11 protein-coding genes are annotated in these 20,189 nt (G+C 62.0%); 2 read left to right on the forward strand and 9 right to left on the reverse strand.

All coding sequences use genetic code 11. The features are described 5' to 3' along the window. Positions 1 to 9: 9 nt before the first annotated feature. Positions 10 to 1,893, reverse strand: coding sequence for a serine/threonine-protein kinase (locus JW929_14955; protein ID MBN1440703.1), 1,884 nt, complete (start codon positions 1,891 to 1,893; stop codon positions 10 to 12). Between the two features lie 176 nt (positions 1,894 to 2,069). Here JW929_14955 and fabF point away from each other — a divergent pair, with 176 nt between their 5' ends. After that, positions 2,070 to 3,359, forward strand: coding sequence for a beta-ketoacyl-ACP synthase II (gene fabF / locus JW929_14960; protein ID MBN1440704.1), 1,290 nt, complete (start codon positions 2,070 to 2,072; stop codon positions 3,357 to 3,359). Positions 3,360 to 3,380: 21 nt separating this feature from the next. Continuing rightward, complete coding sequence (gene rnc, locus JW929_14965; GenBank protein ID MBN1440705.1) at positions 3,381 to 4,124, forward strand: ribonuclease III; 744 nt, start codon at positions 3,381 to 3,383, stop codon at positions 4,122 to 4,124. A gap of 465 nt (positions 4,125 to 4,589) precedes the next feature. Here rnc and JW929_14970 read toward each other — a convergent pair whose 3' ends face one another. The 8 genes from JW929_14970 to JW929_15005 form a co-directional block, all read right to left on the reverse strand. Then, positions 4,590 to 5,519, reverse strand: a complete 930-nt coding sequence (locus JW929_14970) for a hypothetical protein (GenBank protein ID MBN1440706.1) — start codon at positions 5,517 to 5,519, stop codon at positions 4,590 to 4,592. Next, positions 5,516 to 10,375, reverse strand: coding sequence for a PAS domain S-box protein (locus tag JW929_14975; protein MBN1440707.1), 4,860 nt, complete (start codon positions 10,373 to 10,375; stop codon positions 5,516 to 5,518). Before JW929_14975 ends, JW929_14970 begins: the two co-directional genes overlap by 4 nt. Positions 10,376 to 10,447: 72 nt before the next feature. Then, on the reverse strand, positions 10,448 to 10,894 hold the full coding sequence (locus JW929_14980; GenBank protein MBN1440708.1) for a response regulator: 447 nt from the start codon (positions 10,892 to 10,894) through the stop codon (positions 10,448 to 10,450). 43 nt (positions 10,895 to 10,937) lie between these two features. Beyond that, positions 10,938 to 12,761 carry a PAS domain S-box protein gene (locus JW929_14985; protein ID MBN1440709.1) on the reverse strand — a complete coding sequence of 608 codons (1,824 nt, stop codon included), beginning with the start codon at positions 12,759 to 12,761 and terminating at the stop codon, positions 10,938 to 10,940. Positions 12,762 to 13,046: 285 nt separating this feature from the next. Beyond that, the gene (locus tag JW929_14990) at positions 13,047 to 14,051 is read right to left on the reverse strand and encodes an NUDIX domain-containing protein (protein ID MBN1440710.1); all 1,005 of its coding nucleotides are present in this window, start codon (positions 14,049 to 14,051) and stop codon (positions 13,047 to 13,049) included. Positions 14,052 to 14,550: 499 nt separating this feature from the next. Beyond that, positions 14,551 to 16,209, reverse strand: a complete 1,659-nt coding sequence (locus tag JW929_14995; protein ID MBN1440711.1) for a restriction endonuclease subunit S — start codon at positions 16,207 to 16,209, stop codon at positions 14,551 to 14,553. Beyond that, the gene (locus tag JW929_15000) at positions 16,206 to 17,660 is read right to left on the reverse strand and encodes an SAM-dependent DNA methyltransferase (protein ID MBN1440712.1); all 1,455 of its coding nucleotides are present in this window, start codon (positions 17,658 to 17,660) and stop codon (positions 16,206 to 16,208) included. Before JW929_15000 ends, JW929_14995 begins: the two co-directional genes overlap by 4 nt. 6 nt (positions 17,661 to 17,666) lie before the next feature. After that, positions 17,667 to 20,015 (reverse strand): DEAD/DEAH box helicase family protein, encoded by a 2,349-nt coding sequence (locus tag JW929_15005; protein ID MBN1440713.1) that lies wholly within the window; start codon positions 20,013 to 20,015, stop codon positions 17,667 to 17,669. Between the last annotated feature and the right edge of the window lie 174 nt (positions 20,016 to 20,189).

The following is a 20,189-nucleotide window of genomic DNA, read 5'->3' on the forward strand; positions in this document are numbered from 1 at the left end:
TCTTCCTGCCTACAGCGGCAGCGCGTAGAGTTTGTGGTCCGTGGATCCGAAGACGAGCATTTCCTCGTTGGCCGTAATTCCCCCGGTGATCGGGCCGCCGGTGGGAAATTTCCAGCGCAGTTTGCCGCTGAGGAGTTCCAGGCAATAGAGGTGGTTGTCGACCGAGCCGCAGAAGACCATGCCTTGCCAGATGAGCGGATTGCCGGTCACCTGCCCCTCGGTGTCGAAATGCCATTTTTCTTTGCTGGAATTGGCGTCGACGGCGTAGATCCGCCCGTCGGCGGAGCCGAACACGACGATGCCCTGGGCGATGGCCGGCGAGGAGATGATCGCGTGGCCGCTGCGGAACCGCCAAACCACCCAGCCGGATTTTATGTCGACGGCGTACAACAGGCAGTCGACCGACCCGAAATACAGCAGGCCGTTCGCCTCGCACGGGGAGGACGTGACGGGCCGCTTGGCGTGGAATTTCCATTTAATCTCGCCCCGCAGGTCCACGGCATACACGTCGTTGCTCTCGCACCCGAAATAAATCCTGTCGCCGCTGACCAGCGGGGTTGAGCGAATCGGCCCATCGACCTCGGTTTTCCAGGCTCCCCGCCCGTAGAGGGCGTTGACGGCATGCAGCTTGGAATCGTCGGATCCGATAAAGACGTGCCCTTCGGCGATGGCGGGGGAGGAGCGCACCGGCCCCTCGGTGTAGTAGGTCCACGCCGCTTTGCCGTTGTTGAGGCTGACGGCGTGCACCCGCTTGTCTTCCGATCCGACGAAGATCATGTCTTCCGAGATCGCCGGCCTTCCGGTCAGCCCGCCTTCCGCGGCGTATTTCCAGATGAATTCGCCGTTGGCGGGCTTGATCGCATACAGGTTGTTGTCGTAGGCCCCGGCCAGCACCATGCCTTTGTGGATCACGGGCGTGCCGCGGATTTCGTCCTCGCAGGAAAAAACCCATTTGGGTCGGATCTCGTTTCCCGACGGGGCGGGCCCGGCTTCGGATGCGCCGGGCATCCCGGCCGGCGTCTGGAAGATGACCGGGCGTCCGCCCTCCTGGAATTGGGCGAGGACGGCGCCGAAAGTTTTCATGTCCGGGAACCGCTGCGAGGGCTCGTAGGCCAAAGCTTTCATGATCGCTTGGTCCAGCCCTTCCGGAACCGCCGGGTTGATCTGGCGCAGGGGGCGGTCGTGCCAGGAGAAGGGCGGTTCGATCCGCGGATCCCGGCGCGAGAGGAGGTGGTGCAGAGTCGCCCCGAGGGCGTAGATGTCGGACAGCGGCCCGGCTTCGCCCCGGTATTGCTCGGGCGGAGAATAGCCCTCGGTGCCGATCATCGTTCCCTTGCGGTCCGGTTCGAAAAGCTTGGCGATGCCGAAATCCACCAGACGGATGTTCTCGTGCTCGTCGGACATGATGTTCGACGGTTTGATGTCGCGGAAGATAACCGGCGGCTGGTGGTGATGAAGGTAGTGGATCACGTTGCACAGATCGGCGCCCCAGTGGGCGATCTGGCTGACGGGCAGGAAGTCGCTGCTTTCGGTGAGAATCGCCTCCAGGTCCTTCCCGTTGACGAATTCCATAACCAAAAAGGACCGCTCGCTGATGGTGAAATAATCGTAGATGCGGGGGATCGCCGGATGGTTCAGCGTGGCCAGCAAATTGGCTTCGCGCTCGAAACTCTGGACGGCCGTGGCGCGGACCGCGGCGTCCTTGCTGGGATTGAGCATCTCCTTGATGGCCACCAGTCGGGTGACGCTCGGGAACCGCATGTCCCGGCCTTGATACACCCAACTCATGCCGCCGCTGCCGATGACCCGGATGACCAGGTAACGGTTCTCCAGGGTGGTGCCGACGACCAAGGAAGCGGTCTGACCCGTGTGCTGGCGCAGGGAGTTGGTCATGCGCTGAGTGTTCAGAGGAGGTCTCCTGGGGGAAATCCCGTATTCCTTTCGATTATATCAGGGTGCCGCCGGGCCGCAACCGAAGCCTATCCAGGGTAGTAAGGTGCAGGATTTTGTCCTATAATCGCGGATTAATCGGAGGTTTCCGAAATCAAAGAAGCGCCGGCGAAAACCGTATGGGATGCCGCAGGTTCGGAATCGCCTGCGGCGAGGCGCAGGAGCAAAGCGAGGTGCCGATGGAACGCGTAGTCATCACCGGGGCCGGAACGGTCAATCCCCTGGGATTGGATCCGGAGAGGTCATGGAACAACGCCCTGGCCGGCCTGTCCGCCGCCGGTGTTATCCAGCAGTTTGATCCGTCGAATCTTCCGGTGAAGATCGCCTGCGAGGTGAAGGGATTCGACCCCGCGGATTTTATGGACGCCCGCACCGCCCGGCGGATCGAACGCTTCCAGCAATTCGCCCTCGCCGCCGCCCGCCAGGCGGTCGGCCAATCCGGTTTAGACGTCCGCTCCCACGGCGAGCGGGTGGGGGTGGTGATCGCCACCACGATCGGGGGCATGATCACCATCCAGGAAGCCGCCCGCCAGCTGATCACCCAGGGCCCGCGCAAGCTTTCCCCGTTCACCATTCCGATGCTGATGCCCAACGGCGCCGCGGGCTTGGTGGGGATCGAATTCGGAGCCCGCGGCCCCGGATATTCGATCGCCTCCGCCTGTGCCTCCGGCGCGGACGGCATCGGCGCCGCATGGCGCCTGATCCGTTCCGGCGAGGCGGACGCCATGATCGCCGGATCGACCGACGCGACGATCTGTGAGCTGGGGATGGGCGCCTTCGTGCGCTTGGGAGCCATGACCAGCGGAGAATCCCTGGAGATCCCGAAGCCTTTCGACAAGAACCGCGACGGCTTAGTGATGGGCGAGGGGGCGGCGGTGCTGGTGATGGAAAGCCTGGCCTTCGCCCGCCGGCGCGGCGCGAAGATCCTCGCCGAACTCGCCGGGTACGGCGCCACCATGGATTCGTTCCACATCACCGCGCCTGCCGAAGACGGCTCGGGAAGCGCCCGCGCCATCGAACTCGCCCTGGCGTCGGCCAACGTGAAGCCGCAGGACGTCGATTACATCAATGCCCATGGCACCGGGACGGTGTTGAACGACCGTGCGGAGACCCGGGCCATCAAGCGCGCCTTCGGCCAGCGCGCGTACAAGATCCCCGTCTCCTCCACCAAATCGATGACCGGGCACATGATGGGGACCACCGGCGCGCTGGAAGCCGTCTTCTGCATGCTGGCGATCCGCGACGGGAGGATCCCCCCGACCATCCATTATTCAACTCCGGATCCGGATTGCGACCTGGACTACGTCCCGAACACCGGCCGCGAAATGCCGGTCAGGGTGGCGGTCAGCAACGCCTTCGGTTTCGGCGGGCACAACGCCGTACTGGTCATCCGCGCCTTCGAAGGGTAGCGGTCACACCGCAGATTGCCCGTGGACGATTCGCCGCATCCGGCTGCTTCCTCTTTGTCCGGCGCCCGCCATCCCACGGCGGCCGCCGTGGAAGAAATCACCGGGCTGACCTTTGCCAATCCCGGGTTGGTTGTCCGCGCCCTCACCCACAGCTCATTCACCAACGAGAGTCCCGGGGCGGGCGAGAATTACGAGCGCCTGGAATTCCTCGGCGACGCCGTCCTGGATTATTTGGCCGCGTATTGGCTGTACCAGCACTTCCCCGAACTGCCGGAGGGCGATCTGACGCGCATGCGCTCCGCCCTGGTGCGGACGGAGACGCTGGCGGCGTTCGCGCACCGTCTCGGGTTAAACCGGATCCTGCGCATCGGGAAAGGGGAGCGGCTTTCCGGCGGACAGGACCGGACGACAATCCTGTGCGGCGCCTTTGAAGCGCTGATCGGCGCGGTCGCCCTCGACCAGGGGGTGGAAACGGCGTATGTCTTCCTCACCCCCTTTTTCAATCGGGAATCCGACCGCTTCTTCGAGGAATTCGCCACCAGCGACGCGAAAAGCCTTTTCCAGGAGAAAGCCCAAGCCCTCTTTGGGATCACGCCGGGCTACCGGGTCGTCAACATGAACGGACCCGACCACGACCGCACGTACACGATCGAAGTTTTGGTGGGCGAAGAGATTTTCGGAGTGGGCACCGGAAACAGCAAACAGATCGCGGCGCAGGAAGCCGCCCGCCAAGCGTTGCAGAAGATCGAAGCCGCCGGCCAGTAGCGGCCGTACCCTGTCCCGCCTTCCCTTTTTTCTAACACATCCTTTGCGAAGATAACCCGCAAGGGGTGTAGGCCTGGCAGGGTTCCGGAGGACTGGTTTCCCGCCGGGGGATCATGTAATGCCGGAGGACAGGCAGCCGCCGCTGCCGCGCCAACGGCGGATCGACGGTTGCCCATTCCTCCGATTCCTACCCCTCCCTGCCGCCCGCAAACATCCGTACAGCCCTCCGGGATATGATCTCCGGGCATTCGCCGAAGGTGATGGTTGCCGCATGAAGCACAAAGGGCCCATAGGCTTCCACAGGGTTGTCGTTGTGCGCTTTGCGGCTGTGAGCGTTCTCCCCGCGTATCGGACTCCGCGAACGGGCGTTTCGCCGGGATTGGCGGATTTCTATGCCGGGGAATGGCCGGAGGTTGCTCTTCGTTTCGTTTGATTCTTGCGGATGATTGGGAGAGGGGACCCGCATTATTCCTCGAGCAAGTACTTCTTCACCGAAGGCGCGAAACCGGTCAGGTCCTTGACCGGTTCGACCAAGCGGCGCCGGGCCTCCTCCGGCCCGACCGCCAGCAAGGGAACGGGGTTGCGCGAATGGCCCGGATCGGAAAGGTCCTCCAGGTTGCCGTGGTCTGAGGTGACGAGCAAGACCAAATTCGTGCCCTCCATGGCTTGAACCATCCCCCGAATCGCGCGGTCGAGGATTTTCAACAGCCGGACGGCGCCCGCCATTTCCCCGTAGTGGCCCGCGTAGTCCGTAAGCCAATGGTCGAAGACGGTGAAGTCGAATCGCAGGGCCAGGCCGACGATTCGCTTCCCGGCTTCTTCCGGATCCAAGACGGGGGTGTGCTTCCGGGCCAGACGCGTGCGCCAGCCGCGTCCGGTGAAATCGGCCGAGACGGCTTCTCCGCGGTCGAGATCCGCCTCGGTGGCGAGCGGGATCCGCGCCAGGTCGAAGGCCATCGGGATCGCGGCGTGCAGACGCCGGCCGCTGCGAACCGCCGCGAAATAGGAATCCGGGTAGGCGTTCAACAAGCGGGCCCGCTTTCCGGATTCCCTCAGCCGCGCAAGCAGGTTGTGCTTCTCCAGAATGGGACGGATGCGGGCGTCCGGCTTGGGGCCGTAATGTTCGCCGATGGCCCGGGGAACGTTTCTGCCGGTGAACAGGGCGGATTGTCCGGTGGCGGATTGCGGATTCCCTTCCACGCCCAACGTTGCGTCGATCGGCCGGAACGAAGCCTGCCTGCCGTGGAAAGGCTCCAACCCCAAATCCAGGGGCCTTTCGCCAAGCAGGCGCCTGAGGTTCGGCATCTCCGCCGCCCGCAGGGGATTAATCCCCGAATCGGGGGGGCCCAAACCGACTCCGTCCAGGAACAGGAAGAAGACCGGCCGGCGGTTCATTCGCGGTCCCGGATTTCCTCGTCGATGATGGTGAAGAAAGCCTCCACCACCGCCGGATCGAATTGCTTTCCGCTCTGGTCGCGGAGGAACCGGCGCACCTTCTCCTCCGGCCAGGCGGCGCTGTAGGGGCGGTCCGAGCGCAGCGTATCCCACACGTCGACGACCGCGAACACCCTGGCCGCCAGCGGAATTTGTTCCTTCTCCAGCCCGCGCGGATATCCCGAGCCGTCCCAGCGTTCATGGTGGCAGTAGGGGATGGCCAGCGCCGGCCGCAGATATTGGATCGGGGACAGCAACTCGTGGGCGAACGCCGGATGGCGGCGCATGACGGCCGCTTCCTCGTCCGCCAGCGGGCCGGCTTTCAACAGCAGGGTGTCGGAGATGGCCATCTTGCCGATGTCGTGCAGCAGGGCGCCGCGCCGGACGTGCACCAACTCCTCCTCCGGCATCCCCATGATCCGCCCCAGGCGGATGGTGACGTCGGTCACCCGCAGGGTGTGGCCCCGGGGTTCGCGGTCGCGGAGTTCCAAGGCCCGCGACCAGCCTTCGATGGTGGCGTCGTACGCGGCGATGAGCTCGGTGTTCGTTTTCTCCACGTCTTCGAACAGCGAGGCGTTGTCGATGGCGATGGCCGCCTGGGTGGCCATCGCCTCCAGGTATTCGATCCATTCCTCGTCGGGCTGGAAAGCGCGCCGGTGGAACAACTCCAGCACGCCCTTGATCCGGCCTTTGGCCAGCAGGGGGGCAACGAAGTAGGAGACGAAGCGATCGTCGCTTTCCAGCAACAGGCGCATATAGGTGTTTTCCGTTTCGAAGGGCAGGGAAACGGAGACGACCCGGCGCTCCAGCGCCGCGGTGCCCGCGTACCCCTGGCCGAGTAGGACGGGAGTCTGCGGGATGACGGTGGATTGCACGCCGCGCCCGGCGAGATAGGTCAGAGTCTGGGAGTGCGGGTTTAACAAGCGGATGGCCGCCGCATCCACTTGCAGTTGGGAGGTCACCTGGTCGAGCAGAACGGAGAGGGTCACGCGCAGATCGATGCTGGCGCTGATGGCCATGTCCACAGCCCGCAGCGCCGAGAGGCGCCGCAGGCGCTGTTCGGTCTGCTCGTGCAGCTCGGCCCGGTGCAGGGTGTTGCCTGCCAGCTCGGCGATCGTCCCCATCAGCCGCAGATCCTCGCCGTGGAATCCCCCGGCGCCGCCGTGGGGAGTCCGTCCGGCCCAAAGCACGCCGATCAGGGACCCCCGCGAGGTCATCGGAGCGCAAGCCGCCGTTTGCAGGCCGCTCATCCATTCGGCGCACTCCGGTTTTCCGGCGTCGAACTCGGCCGCGTTCCAACGGAGGGGCGTTCCCGCCTCGACCGCCTCGCCGCTCAGGCTGTCCTTAAGCGGAATGCTGACGCCCTCCAGTCTGGAATGGGCCTCGCTGGTTTTCTCGACGGCAAGCCTTCCCCGGCTCGGATCCGCGATCAACAGCGCGGCAAAATCGCAATCCAAACCTTTTTGGAGGTGGCGGATCACGATCTGCGGCATCCCGGCCCGTTCGGAGATCAGCCGCAGGTCCCGGTTAAGGGCCGCAGCCGCCTCCAGCTCGAACGTGTGGCGGCGCACTTGGCGTAACAGGCGGCTTTGTTGGATCGCCACGGTCACCGAGTCGGCAACTTCTTTGGCGATCTCCGCATGTTCCCGGGTGAATGCGCCGGAGATCCCCGAGGTGATGACCAACGCACCGATGAGCTCGCCCCGCGACCGCAACGGGATGCTGAGGTAAGCCCGAAGACCCTGCGCCAGCAGAAGCCGTTCGGTGGCGGAGGGCGATTCCTCCGCCAGCAGATCGTCCACGGCGACAAGTTCGCCGGCTTTTAATTTCGAGATCTCTTGAGTGAATTCAGCCAGGGGAATGAAGCGTCGGTTCCCCGAGCCGCCGTCCGCCCCGGCCGGCGATTCGAGGGCCTCGGCCGTGCCCCGTTCAAAATCGAACAGGATTAAGCTGCCGCGTTGGATGGGCAGCAACCGATGGATCCGCTCCAGAGCCGCGCGGGCGATGTCTTCCGGGGTGCGGGCTTCGAGGATCGCGCGGTCGATTGCGTGAAGGGTTTCGAGCCGATCGGTGTAGCGCCGCAGGGCCTCGGAAGCTTGGCGGCTAGCCTGTTCGGCTTCCCGCTCTTTGGAGATGTCTTCCGCCATCGCGATCACGAATTGCAGTTCGTTGCGGAAATCCGTCACGGCGGAAACCGTCAACCGGCACCAAATCGGTTTGCCGGTGTTTGTCCGGAGGCGGATTTCCTGCTGGTAGTGGTCCCTCCGGTTCCCCAGGACTTCCTCAATCAGGGCCTCCGCCGCGGCGAGGTCCTCGGGATGCACGAGTTCCTCCGGTGAACGCTCCAGAAGTTCGTCGCGAGTCGTTTCCAGCATCTCGCAGATGGCCGGATTGCCGGTAATCAGCCTTTTGTCTAATCCGATCAGGATGATTCCGACGGCCGTTTTTTCGAACATCGCACGGAAGCGCGCTTCGCTGTCGATCAGCGCCCGCTCCCGCGTCCGCCGTGCGGTGATGTCGCGCAGAATGCAGGTGATTCCCTTCATCCGCCCGTCTAAATCCCGGATGCAGGAGGCGTTGATCTCCATCGGGGCGGCGGCTCCGTCTTTGCGCCGGAGGGACAGTTCGGCGTTTCGCAGGCTCCCGCTCTGCATCAAAACCTGAAGCTGGGCTTCGGCCTGCCGGCGTTCGTCCGGGTGCGCCAGATCCGGCAGAGTGGTCCCGCGCAGATCCTCCATCGACGCGCATCCGAGCATTTCGAGCGCCCTTTGGTTGGCGAAGGTCAAGGCGCCGTATGGACCGTGCAGGGTAATCGCGTCGGGGGAGGTTTGCACCAGGGAGCGGTATTGTTCTTCGCTTTCCCTGAGGGCTTTCTCGGACAGCACCCGTTCGCTGATGTCGCGAGCCACGCCTAGAACCGAATAAATCCGGCCGTTCGGATCCCGCATCGGGACGAGCCAGGTTCCCATCCAGATTTCCCGGCTGCCGATCCAAGACGGGTTTTCGCTGTACACGGATTCCCCGCTATCGAACACCTGCCCGATGAATTCCGCTTGGCGCCGGGCGATGGCCGGCGGAAACAGTTCCCTCATCGAGCGGCCGACGATCTCCGACACCGGGCGGTTGAACATCCGGCTGGAGAAGAGGTTGACGTACTCCACGGTCAGATCGCGGTCGAGGATGAAGACCATGTCGGGCGCCGCTTCGGCCAGGGCGCGGTAGCGGCGCTCGCTTTCCCGCAAAGCATGCAGCGTGTGCCGGGTCTTCCGTTCGTTTTGAATCCGATCGGTGATGTTCCTCGCCACCACCAGGATGTGGCCGGGGAGGCCGTCGCGGTCGGCGATTGGATTCAGCCGGACTTCCATGCAGATCCGCGGACGCCCGAGCGGGCGCGTGCTGAGGACGTAGTCGAGGGGCCGGCCGGATTGCACAACCTCCCTGAACTTTTCGGCGTTCCAGCGGATGACCGATTCCCCCAGGAAATCCTGAAGGGTTTTTCCGACCAGGGATTCGGCGGAACGGCCGGTGTTTTCCGTCACCGCCCGATTAACCGAAATCACGCGGAAGGTTTCCTCCCCTTCCACGCTGAGCAACATCAACATGTCGGAAACGGAGTTGGTGATCAACTCCAACCGGGCTTCGTTCAGGCGCAGCGTGTCCTCGGCGTCCTTCCGGGCGGTGACGTCGGTGAGCACGAGGATTTGTCCGGCTTGTGCGCCGGATACGGGGCGCAGGGGCGAGACGGAGGCGTTGAGGTGGAGGGCGGGCCGCCCGGGCAGCCTACAGGAAACCGTCAGGCGGCGAACTGCGGATGTTTTGTCCGCGCCCGCCAGCGGCGTTTTTAGATGCTCGGCCAATTCCGGGATCAGCTCGAGCAGACTGCGTCCGAACGCGTTTTCCCGGGGGATCCCCAACAGCGCTTCCGCCGCTTGATTCCAAACAAAGCCGATCCGTCCTTGCGAGTCGATTCCCAGGATGGGGTTGGGCGCGGCCTCCAGGATCGCGCGGAGGCTGTCGCTGACGCGTTTTATCTCCAGCTCTTTTTCGGAGTGCGCCAGCTCGGCCTCCTTGCGGGCTTGGATGTCCTCCACGACCGCTTCGTAGTATTGCGTTTTGCCGTCGTCGCCGGCCACCGGATGCGCGAAGAAACTGCACCACAACAGGGAGCCGTCCCTGCGCCGCAGGCGGGTTTCGTAGCCTTTCAGAACCGGGGATTCCCGCAGGCGCCGGTGGAAATCCTTTTCAATCTCCCCGTTCTCGAAGAAGCCCACCCGTTTAAGCGAGAGCAGGCTTTCCCGGTCCGAATACCCCAGCATGGATACCATCCGCGGATTGACGTCCAGCAGATTTCCGCCGGGGTCGATGAACAGCAAACCGATCGGAAGGGTTTGGAATAGGAATTGGAAGCGGGTTTCGGCTTTTCCGGCGGCCTGTTGTTCGTTCCGGCGGTCGAGCGCCATGCGCGCCGCCATGATTAATTGCGGCAGGTGGTCGATCGACTTGACGACGAAATCATCCACCCCGGCTTCCAGGGCGCGCGCCATGACCTCGCTGCCGCTGGAGCCCGTGTACAGGATCACCGGACAGGAGGGATCCTGCGTCCGGATCCGCCGGAACAGGGTTATTCCGTCGGACCAGGGGAGCTGCAGATCGGTGATCGCCAAGTGGAAGGGTTTGTTTTTCAGCGCCCGGGCGAACTCCCTCTGGGTGGAAACGCTGGTGACTTCGCACTCCGGAAATTGGCGCTGCAATTCCCGGGCGGTGATGGCGCGGTCCTGATCGTTGTCGTCGACCAGCAGGATCCGGGTCGCGCTCATGGCCTTTCCCTTTCCCCGGGCGGCGGAGCCGGGGGCGGAACCGGAGGGGATACCCGCCGCCTTCCGCCGGGGCTATGCCGGTTCACCCTGCTCATTCCAATCCATCCAATAATGATGAAGCGACCGCACCAATTCCTTCAATTGGTCGAAGGAAACGGGTTTGACGAGGTAGGAATTCGCTCCGGATTGGTAGGCGCGGAGGATATCCTCCCGCTCGCGTGAGGACGTGAAGGCGATCACGGGCAAGCGGCCCAGCGCCGGCTGGCGGCGGAGCCACTCCAGCACCTCCAGCCCTGAGGTGCGGGGCATTTTAATATCCAAGAGAACCATCCGCGGCCAGACGGCTTTTTCCGCCGATGGCGGATCCAGCAACTGCCGGAACCAGCGGAAAGCCGCATCGCCGTCCTCGAGGACCGTCACGTCGGCATCGCAGCCGGATTTGCGCAGGGCGCGGCGGAAGAGGGTCGCATCGTTCGGATCGTCTTCGATCAATACGATCAGGCTGCGTTGATTCTGCATTCCCGGCATCCGTGCGGCTCTCCCGGCTCCGTTGATCCGGCTGCTATCGATACAACTCCAGGAATGTCTTTAGAATCTGCGGGTCGAAATACCTTCCCGAAAGGGATTGCAGATGCTCGATCACCCGGGAATCCCGCCAGGCCTTGCGGTAGGGACGATCCGAGCGGAGGGCGTCCCAGTTGTCCACCACGGCGAAAATCCTGGCCGAGAGGGGGATTTGTTCTCCCGCCAGGCCGCGGGGATAACCGCTGCCGTCCCAGCGCTCGTGGTGGCAATAGGGGATGTCCAGCGACGGCCGCAGGAAGGAAATCGGCGACAGCCACTCGAAGGCGGAAACCGGATGGCGGCGCATGACTTCCCATTCTCGTTCGTCGAGCGGTCCGGGCTTCAACAGGATTCCGTCCGGGATGGCCATCTTCCCGATGTCGTGGAGCAGGCAGCCGCGCCGGGCGACGACCAATTCGGATTCCGGCATGCCCAGGGCGCGGGCCAGGCGCAGGGTGGCTTCGGTCACGCGCAAGGTGTGGCCCTCGGTCTCCCGGTCGCGCAGTTCCAGGGCCCGCGACCAGCCTTCGATGGTGGCGTCGTAGGCCAGGGTGAGTTCGAGGTTCATGCGCTGCAGGTCCTCGAACAGCATGGCGTTGTCGATGGCGATCGCCGCTTGCTCGGCCATTGTCTCCAAATAGGAGATCCATGCCGGGTCGGGATCCAGCGGCCGCCGCGAAAACGTTTCCAGCACGCCCCGCACCTGCCCTTTGGCGATCAGCGGAGCGGCGATGTAGGACGTGAAGCCCTCCTCGGCGAGGCTTGCGGCCCGCGCCGGGTCCTCGCTCCGCGCGTCCCATTCCGAAAGGATCAGCACCCTGCGTTCCAGCGCGACCTGCCCCGCATGTCCGCGGTTGAGGTAGAGGGAAAGGTCCTTGGGAAGCGAAAACCGGAATCCGCGGCCGGCGACGTACCGCAGCATCTGAGAATTGGCTTGAAGCAGCAGGACGTCCGCGGCGTCCACCCGCAGTTGGTTGGTCAGCTCGTCGAGGATGACCATCAGGGTCACCCGCAGGTCCATGCTGGCGGTGATGGCCGCGTCGATCGTGCGCAGCGCGGCCAGCTTTTCCAATTGCTGGCGGATCTGCCGTTCCGCGGCCTTGCGGGAGGAGATGTCCCGCAGGACGAACAGCATCGCCTCGGGTTTGGTCCGGCGGCCGCCCAGAAGGGAAGCGGAAAACTCGGCGTAGAACGGCGGTCGATCGACGGGCGAAAGTCGGATTTCCGCCGCCTCCACGCGTTCCGTGCAGACCAGGGCGTCAAGTATCCGGCGGACCGATTCGGCTTGGTCGGGGGTGAAATCCTCCAGCAAAGGCCGGCCTTCCAATTCACCGATCGATTTCACGCCCAACAGGCGGAGCGCCTGCGGATTGGTCATGCGGATCTTGGTTTCCAGGTCGGTCACCACGATCGCGTCGGGGGAGGTCTCGATCAGCGTGCGGTAGAGGGTTTCGCTTTCCCGCAGCGCTTCCTCGGCCGACACTCGTGCCTTCCGGATCTGCGCCTCGCGGATCTCACGTTCCACGACCGGCACAAGGCGGGAAAGGTTTTCCTTGCGCAGGTAATCGTTCGCGCCGGCTTTCATTATGGCGACGGCGTGATCCTCCCCGATGCTGCCGGACACGAGGATGAAGGGAATGTCGGCGCCGCGGCTGCGGATCACCGCGAGGGCTTGCGGGGCGCTGAATTTCGGCATCGAGTGGTCCGAAAGCATCACGTCCCAGGTTTGGGAGTCCAGAGCCCGCGCCAGGGCTTCCGCCGTCTCGACCCGTTCGGATTGGACCGCATATCCTCCAAGCTCCAATTCGCGGACCATCAACACGGCGTCGTCATCCAGGTCCTCAACGATCAGAACCCGCAGGGGAGGGAGCTGGGTTTTTGGTCTTGCTTGCGGATAGGTTGGTGGGGGGGCAGGGGGGACCCGGACTTGAGGCGTTTTCCTCCGATCCTTCCGCTCGGGCGCACGGGATTTTCGACTCAAGCGGACTTGCTTTTCCCGCCGAGCAGGCGATGGGGAGGCTTCGCGTCGGGCGCCCTTGGTCATGGCTTTCTCCGGGCTTTCCGTACAATGCGGATTATGTCGATTCTACCCCAAGTCGCTGTGCCGTCATTGGAACACCGCGGCATTGGGCGAGGCGCAGACCTTCTCCAGCCGCTCCCGCACACCGGGAACGGTTTCGGGAAGCGAATCGATATCGCAGAACTCCACCCGGTCGATTTCCTGCCCGTCCGGGCGCATTTGCCCGGAACGGATCCGGCTTTCGAACAGGGTGGCCACCGGATACAGAATGTCCCCGCCGGGAAAGACGACGTGATGTCCGCCGAACACGCCGCGGATCCGAAGCGGTTCTATCCGCAGCCCCGTTTCCTCTTCGGTTTCGCGGATGACCGTTTCGGCCAGGTTTTCTCCAAGCTCCAGAAGGCCTCCGGGGAAGGCCCAGCGGCCGCTGTCGGAGCGGCGCACCAAAAGGATCCCGCCGCGTTCGTTGCGAACCAGCGCGGCGGCTCCCGGCAATACCAGCGGGGCGGAGCCGATCCGGCTTCTCAGGAAAGACCAGGTCGGGATGCGGCTCGGCGGGGTTCCGCCGGCGGCTTTTTCCGGCACGCCGCCCTCTGCGGAATCCGGTGGGTCGAAAAAGGGGGCTTCCGCGCCGCCGACGGACAGCGCCAGCAAATACCACGGCAGGGTCTTCGGCGGAGAATCCGCGCCGAAGAATTGGACGCGCGATGATTCATCCCGCGGCTGCAGCGATCCGCCGACGATGTGGCTTTCGAAGTAGAAGGTGGTCTGCTGGACCCGGTCGCCGTTGGGGTAGAGGATGTTGTGCGCCGGTCCGGAGAGTACGGCGGTCAGGCGCACCGGCTCCACCCGCAGTCCCGTCTCCTCGAAGGCCTCCCGCCGCGCGCATTCGGCGGGGCTTTCGCCCGCCTCCAGGATTCCCCCCGGCAACCCCCAGAGGTTGAAGTCGGGCCGGTGATGAAACAGAATCCGGCCGTCTTTGTCGCGCAAAATCACGGTGCTGTAGACCAGTGGAATCAACGCCGGACCGACTTTTTGGCGCAGGGAGGATAGGTAGTCCGCGGCGACTCGGCGACTCAGCCCGTCTTCCATCCTTTGGATGTCCTTTTCTTATAATACCAATCTTTGGGATTTCCGCCGCCCGCCGGGGGAGCGGCGCCGGCGAGCCCGGCGGGGTTTGACGGGAGACTCTCCGGCGGCTTGACAACCGATCATTTGATATGAGATACTCAATCCGCAACGGTTGCTCCTCCTTCCGTCTGCTATTCTACAGAAAGGAGGAGGTGATGCCCAAGATGAGTACTTATGGCAAATCTTGCGCTGCGGCATCCCTCCTCTCGTGAAATTCTGAGAATCGGTGCCGCAGCGCAGCGAAGGCCGCCCGCAAGGGCGGCCTTTTGCGTTAAAACTCAAAAGCACACGAAGAATACCTGAAGGGACACGAAATGAAAGGCTGCCTTCGAGTATCTTCAGGTTCTCCCCGGCCTACCCCAACCGGGACAGGCTTCGTGTTTTTTCGTGGACTCAATACCCGAAGCAGATCCCCAATCCGCGCGCGGTCGTCACGCCCTCGTCGGCCGGGCAGAAACATTTACTTCGCGGATGTCAGCTCCGCCACCATCGCCTCCAGCAGCTTTTCCGCCAGCTCGCGCGAAGCGTTGAGTTGCGTTTCGTATTGATCCACCAGCGCCATGAGCTGATCCAGCTTGGAGATAATCCGGTGCTGTTCGGCGAGAGGTGGAAGAGGAAATGGTAATTCACGGAGAACACTAAGGCTAATAAAGGGTTGTGCCCCACCTTTTGTTCGTTCAGAAAATAGTTGGTCTTTAATCAATAGCAAGTAGAAAAATAAATACCGTGAAGTAATATCAACGGGCCTATTCAATATCGCCACATTTTTAAATGCAAACTCATATTCAACATCAATTATCGCAGGAGTTCCGCTTCCCGCACCGATATTAACGATGAGGATGTCCCCCTTTTTAGCGCGTGTTTTTGAGGCTATTTCAGTATAATTCTCTCTGGAGACAAATAGTGATGAATTGAAATCAATTCCTTCTGGTTTGACATGTGTTGCTAAAATATAGGGTATTCCATTCTCTGTCGTTTTTGGCGTACTGTGGAAGCCGTCTGTTATATTCAACATTGCATTCCCCAAGCTTGTCCATACCCAGGATGTCGGTATACCAAAGCTTTTTTCAATTATCTGCGGCGTGAGATTTACCTTTCGAAAGACTTTATTTTCTTCTAATAGATTTCTTTGATTCTTAATACGCAAAAGTGCCGAATTAGCCGGCTCATCCTCCGGATCCTGCCTCACCAGCTTACCCCGCACCGCCAAATCCAGGATCGCCTTGCGCAAATCAGACGGTTCGACGGTGAAGAACTCGTGGAACAGCAGGCCGAGGTTTTCCGGGGTGGGCGCTTCGGCGAAGCGGGCCAGCGCCGCACGGGCCAGCGCCGCCTGCAACGTGTCCCGCTCCTTGAGCTGCGCCTCTAGCTTGTCGCACAGCGCCATAAGCTCGTCCACCTTGGCTACGATGCGCTTCTGCTCGGCGAGGGGAGGAATGGGAATAGGTAGCGAAAGGAATTCACTGCGCGGAATCCCCCCGATGATCCCAGTCATTCTAGCTGCAAACTCCTCATAAAAAGTCGGGGCCTGATAAACATAAAAGATGTATCGGTAATCAATGCCATCCCAGACCTCATTTGCCAAGAGCTTATTACCAAAGCAAATATCTCGGTCGGTGATGCCTACCTTTCGTCCAGCGCTGCCACCTTCGGCGCAAATTAAGACAGCATTCGCATGTGCTATTTTAAATCTAGCGTCACGAGGGGCAACCTTGAGTCCATTGTCGTAAATCAATGATTCTCGGCCATAACCGACATCTTTAGTCGCAATAAAGGGAAGTCCGTCGTTAACCTTAGCGAGCTCGGCTTTACCGCTCTCATTAACACTATTGCCATTGAATATCCGACCAGTATTGCCAAGCCTTGTCCAAGCCCACCTCGGCGGAATCTGAAAGTAGGCATCATCGTTAACCGGAGGAAGGAGCATGTAGTTCCGAACCTGCCTGGCTTGAACACTTGAAATTCGCTTAAGCAATTCGCTTGCATGTTCGTCGTTATCGTTCTGCGAAACTATCTTGCCGCGGATTGCCGAATCGAAGATGAGCTTCCGCATCTTCGCCACCGCATCCGGCGTATCGGCAAGCTGTTCGAAATTATCAAAGAATTTTGATAATTTCATTCTACTTTTCCGTACACGGGTTCCAGCGACTTGTGCAATTCTTTCTTCAATGCGGCACGCGTTGCCGTTATTTGTATCAGTACACTCTCATATTTCTGCAGTATATGATCCACGTCCCCCGGCCCGTCGTCCGGATTGTTCGGGTTCTTGATATCCAGGTTGTAGTTGTTGGCCTTGATCTGCTCGGCCGGCACACGCCAGGCATGCTCGTTTTCGATCCGGTTTTCCCACCAGGCCTTTTCGGGATCGAACTCCTCGATGCGGATCGGCTTGGTTTTGTTGTAGCTCTTCGCGCCGGGCGGATACGGATGATCGTAATACCAGACCTCGGTGGTTGGCGCGCCCTTGGTGAAGAACAGCAGGTTGGTTCGGATGCCAGTGTAAGGGTTGAACACGCCGTTCGGCAGGCGCACGATGGTGTGCAGGTTGCACTCGGCCAGCAGCGCTTCCTTGATCCGGGTTTTTACCCCTTCGCCGAACAGCGTGCCGTCCGGCAGCACCAGCCCGGCTCGCCCGCCCGGCTTGAGCAGCCGCATCAGCAACACCAAAAACAGGTCCGCCGTCTCGCGCGTGCGGAATTCGGCCGGGAAGTTGCTCTCGATCCCGTCCTCCTCCATTCCCCCAAAAGGGGGATTGGTGACGATCACGTCCACCCGCTCCTGCGGAGTCCAAGATGTATAGGGCCGGGCGAGGGTATTGTCATGGCGCACGTTGGAGGGCACGTCGATCTTGTGCAGCATCAGGTTGGTCATGCACAGCACGTAGGGCAGGTGCTTTTTCTCGATCCCGAAAAAGCACTCCTGGATCCTGCGCTCCTGCGCCGCGGTTTTTGCCTGCTTGCGCAGGTGCTCGATCGCACACACCAGAAAGCCGCCGGTCCCGCAGGCAGGATCCAGGATGCTTTCGCCCGGGCGCGGGTTCACCTGCTCGACGATGAACTGCGTCACCGCGCGCGGCGTGTAGAACTCGCCCGCGTTCCCCGCCGATTGCAGGTCCTTGAGAATTTTCTCGTAGATGTCGCCGAACATGTGGCGGTCGTCGGAGGCGTTGAAGTCGATGCCGTTGATCTTGTTGACCACCTGGCGCATCAGCGTGCCGTTCTTCATGTAGTTGTTGGCGTCGTCGAAGGTCATGCGGATCAGCCCGGACATCTTATCCGCGCCGCCCGGCAGCTCCTTAAGCTTGGGCAGTAGCGTGTCGTCGACGAAATCCAGCAGCGCCTTGCCGGTCATGCCCTCTTCGTCCGCCGCCCAGGAGGACCAGCGTAAATATTTCGGCAGCGGCGATTTGTAATCGCCGCGGATTTCCTTAAGCTCCTTTTCGCGGTCGTCGAGGATCTTGAGGAAGAACATCCAGCCGAGCTGCTCCAGGCGCTGCGCGTCGCCGTAGGTGCCGGCGTCCTTGCGCATGATGTCCTGGATGGATTTGATGAGGTTGGAGACGTTGGGCATAGGGGATCAGGCCGCTTCCGGATAGAGTTGGAGTTCGAGCTCGCGCACCGCGGCCAGGTACTTCTGCCGCCCGCCGAACCAGCCGAGGATTTCCAGCGGCGTGCCGAGCCGGCTGAAGGGTACCACATTCAGGATCTCGGGCGATTCCAGGTCCGCGACGCCCGTATCCGCGTATTTTTCTAGCAGTGCGCCGAGCACCGCCCGCGCCTGCTCGCCGTATTTGGCGAATAGATTGCGCTTGCGCACCTTCTCGGCCCGCTCGCGGCGGGTGAGCGGCTTGCCGTCGTAGGCCACATGGCAGACCAGGTCGAAGGCGTCGTACTCCACCCCGAACTCGGCCGCCAGCTCCTCCCAGAACACTCCGCGCCGGTTCAACTCCTCCAGGATCGTTTGCTTGCGGTCGGTCGCGCTCCAGGCGGTGAGAAACGCGCCTAGCGAAGCGTACCCGCTGAGAATCTGCTTGCGGGTGTAATCCTTCAGGGATTCGGTGATCAACCGGCCGTCGGAATCCAGGTATTGCACGCGCTCGGTGGCCACATGCACTTCCACGTCGTCCACGTAATACTTCGTCGGCCGTTCTCTCATCGTCCGGCCGCGTTCCTCGCGCGGAATCACCAATCCCTCCACCACGGCCGCCGGCTCCTCTTCAGGCAAATCCTCCGGCGGTACCGGCGGCTCGCCCTCCTTCGGTTCGTAGATCTGCACCGGGTCGCCGTCGAAAGCCGGGTCCGCGAACAGCGCGGTGGCGCGCTTGAAATCCATGATGGTGAAGAACATCTTCCCGTAATCCTCGCGTACGCGCGTGCCGCGCCCGATGATCTGCTTGAACTCGGTCATCGAGTTGATCCGCTTGTCGAGCACGATCAGTTTGCAGGTTTGCGCGTCCACGCCGGTGGACATCAACTCGGAGGTGACCGCGATCACCGGATAGGTCTTTTCCGGGTCGATGAAGTTATCGAGCTGGGCTTTGCCCTCGGGGTTGTCGCCGGTGATGCGCATCACATAACGCGGGTTGGCGGCCGCCAGGTCCGCGTTGGCGTTCACCAGCTCCTGGCGCAGCCTCTCGGCGTGGTCGATGTTCTCGCAGAAGACGATCGTTTTGGCGAAGCGGTCGGTGGCTTTCAGGAACTCGGTGATCTTGGCGGCCACCGTCTCGGTACGCTTTTTAAGGATCAGCGTGCGGTCGAAGTCGGTCTCGTTGTATTCGCGGTCTTCGACCGGTTGGCCGTAGCGGTCCACTTTGCCGATTTCCGGGCGCCACCCGTCCAGGTCTTTATCGAGCCCGATGCGCACTACTTTGTACGGGGCGAGGAAGCCGTCTTCGATCCCCTGGCGCAGCGAATAGGTGAAGATCGGCTCGCCGAAGTAATCGATGTTCGAGATGTCGCGGGTTTCCTTGGGCGTGGCGGTCAGCCCGATCTGCGTGGCGGAGGAGAAATATTCCAGGATCCGCCGCCAGTTGGCGTCCGCGGCGGCGCTGCCGCGGTGGCATTCGTCCACGATTACCAGATCGAAGAACCCGGGCGAGAAATCCCGGTAGATGTTCTGCTCCTCCTCGGTCCCGGATACCGCCTGATACAGCGCCAGGTAAATCTCGTAGGCTTTATCGGCGTTGCGGTTGGTGATTTTGGTCATCGCCCGGCCGAAGGGTTTGAAGTCGTTGGTCTTGGTCTGATCGGCGAGGATGTTGCGGTCCACCAGGAAGAGGATCCGCTTTTTGGCTTTGGATTTCCACAGCCGCCAGATGATTTGGAAAGCGGCAAGAGTTTTGCCGGTGCCGGTGGCCATCACGATCAGCACGCGCTTTCGGCCCTGGGCGATCGCGTCGACCGCGCGGTTGACGGCCACCTGCTGGTAATAGCGCGGCGATTTGGCCGGGTCCGCGAAATACTCCTGGGCTGCGATGGCCGTCTCGGCGGGGGAATGCCCCTTGGCGGCCTGCCAGCGCGCCCACAGTTCATCGGGCGAAGGAAAGGCGTCGAGCGGGATTTCGCGCTCCACGGGGTCGGATTTTCCGGTGCGGTCGTGTTCAAGAAAAGCGTCGCCATTAGAAGAATAGACAAACGGCACATCGAGCGCCTCGGCGTAGGCGAGCGCCTGCTGCATCCCGTCGCCCAGCGCGCAGGTGTTGTCTTTGGCTTCGATAACCGCGATCGGGATGCTTGGTTTGTAATACAGGACGTAATCGGCCTTTTTGGCCTCGCCGCGCTTCACCGTCCGGCCGCGCACAATGATCCGGCCTTTTGTGAACTGCAGCTCCTCGCGCAACTGAGTCATCCGGTCCCACTTGCCGGTGAGCGCCGGAGTGATGAACTTGGTGCGGATATCGGCTTCGGTCAGCGACTTTTTATCCATTTAAGGCTAATAAATCGGATGGGCATTCCGCAGGTTCCGTGCGGAGTTACTATTACCCAGGCGGGGTGATTGTTGCCATAGACATTCTGATTATATTCTTTTTTCGTATCTCCTCAGCCCCCCGTCCCTGCCCTTTCCTCACCCCCAACCCCACAACCCCTTCCCCCTCTCCTG

Source organism: Anaerolineales bacterium (assembly GCA_016928575.1).
Lineage (GTDB): Bacteria > Chloroflexota > Anaerolineae > Anaerolineales > RBG-16-64-43 > JAFGKK01.

Excerpts from the sequence above, each read along its gene's own strand:
- JW929_14955 (MBN1440703.1), bottom strand. The coding sequence starts at position 1,893 with ATGACCAACTCCCTGCGCCAGCACACGGGTCAGACCGCTTCCTTGGTC.
- fabF (MBN1440704.1), top strand. The coding sequence starts at position 2,070 with ATGGGATGCCGCAGGTTCGGAATCGCCTGCGGCGAGGCGCAGGAGCAA.
- JW929_14970 (MBN1440706.1), bottom strand. The coding sequence starts at position 5,519 with ATGAACCGCCGGCCGGTCTTCTTCCTGTTCCTGGACGGAGTCGGTTTG.
- JW929_14975 (MBN1440707.1), bottom strand. The coding sequence starts at position 10,375 with ATGAGCGCGACCCGGATCCTGCTGGTCGACGACAACGATCAGGACCGC.
- JW929_14980 (MBN1440708.1), bottom strand. The coding sequence starts at position 10,894 with ATGCAGAATCAACGCAGCCTGATCGTATTGATCGAAGACGATCCGAAC.
- JW929_14990 (MBN1440710.1), bottom strand. The coding sequence starts at position 14,051 with ATGGAAGACGGGCTGAGTCGCCGAGTCGCCGCGGACTACCTATCCTCC.
- JW929_14995 (MBN1440711.1), bottom strand. The coding sequence starts at position 16,209 with ATGAAATTATCAAAATTCTTTGATAATTTCGAACAGCTTGCCGATACG.
- JW929_15000 (MBN1440712.1), bottom strand. The coding sequence starts at position 17,660 with ATGCCCAACGTCTCCAACCTCATCAAATCCATCCAGGACATCATGCGC.
- JW929_15005 (MBN1440713.1), bottom strand. The coding sequence starts at position 20,015 with ATGGATAAAAAGTCGCTGACCGAAGCCGATATCCGCACCAAGTTCATC.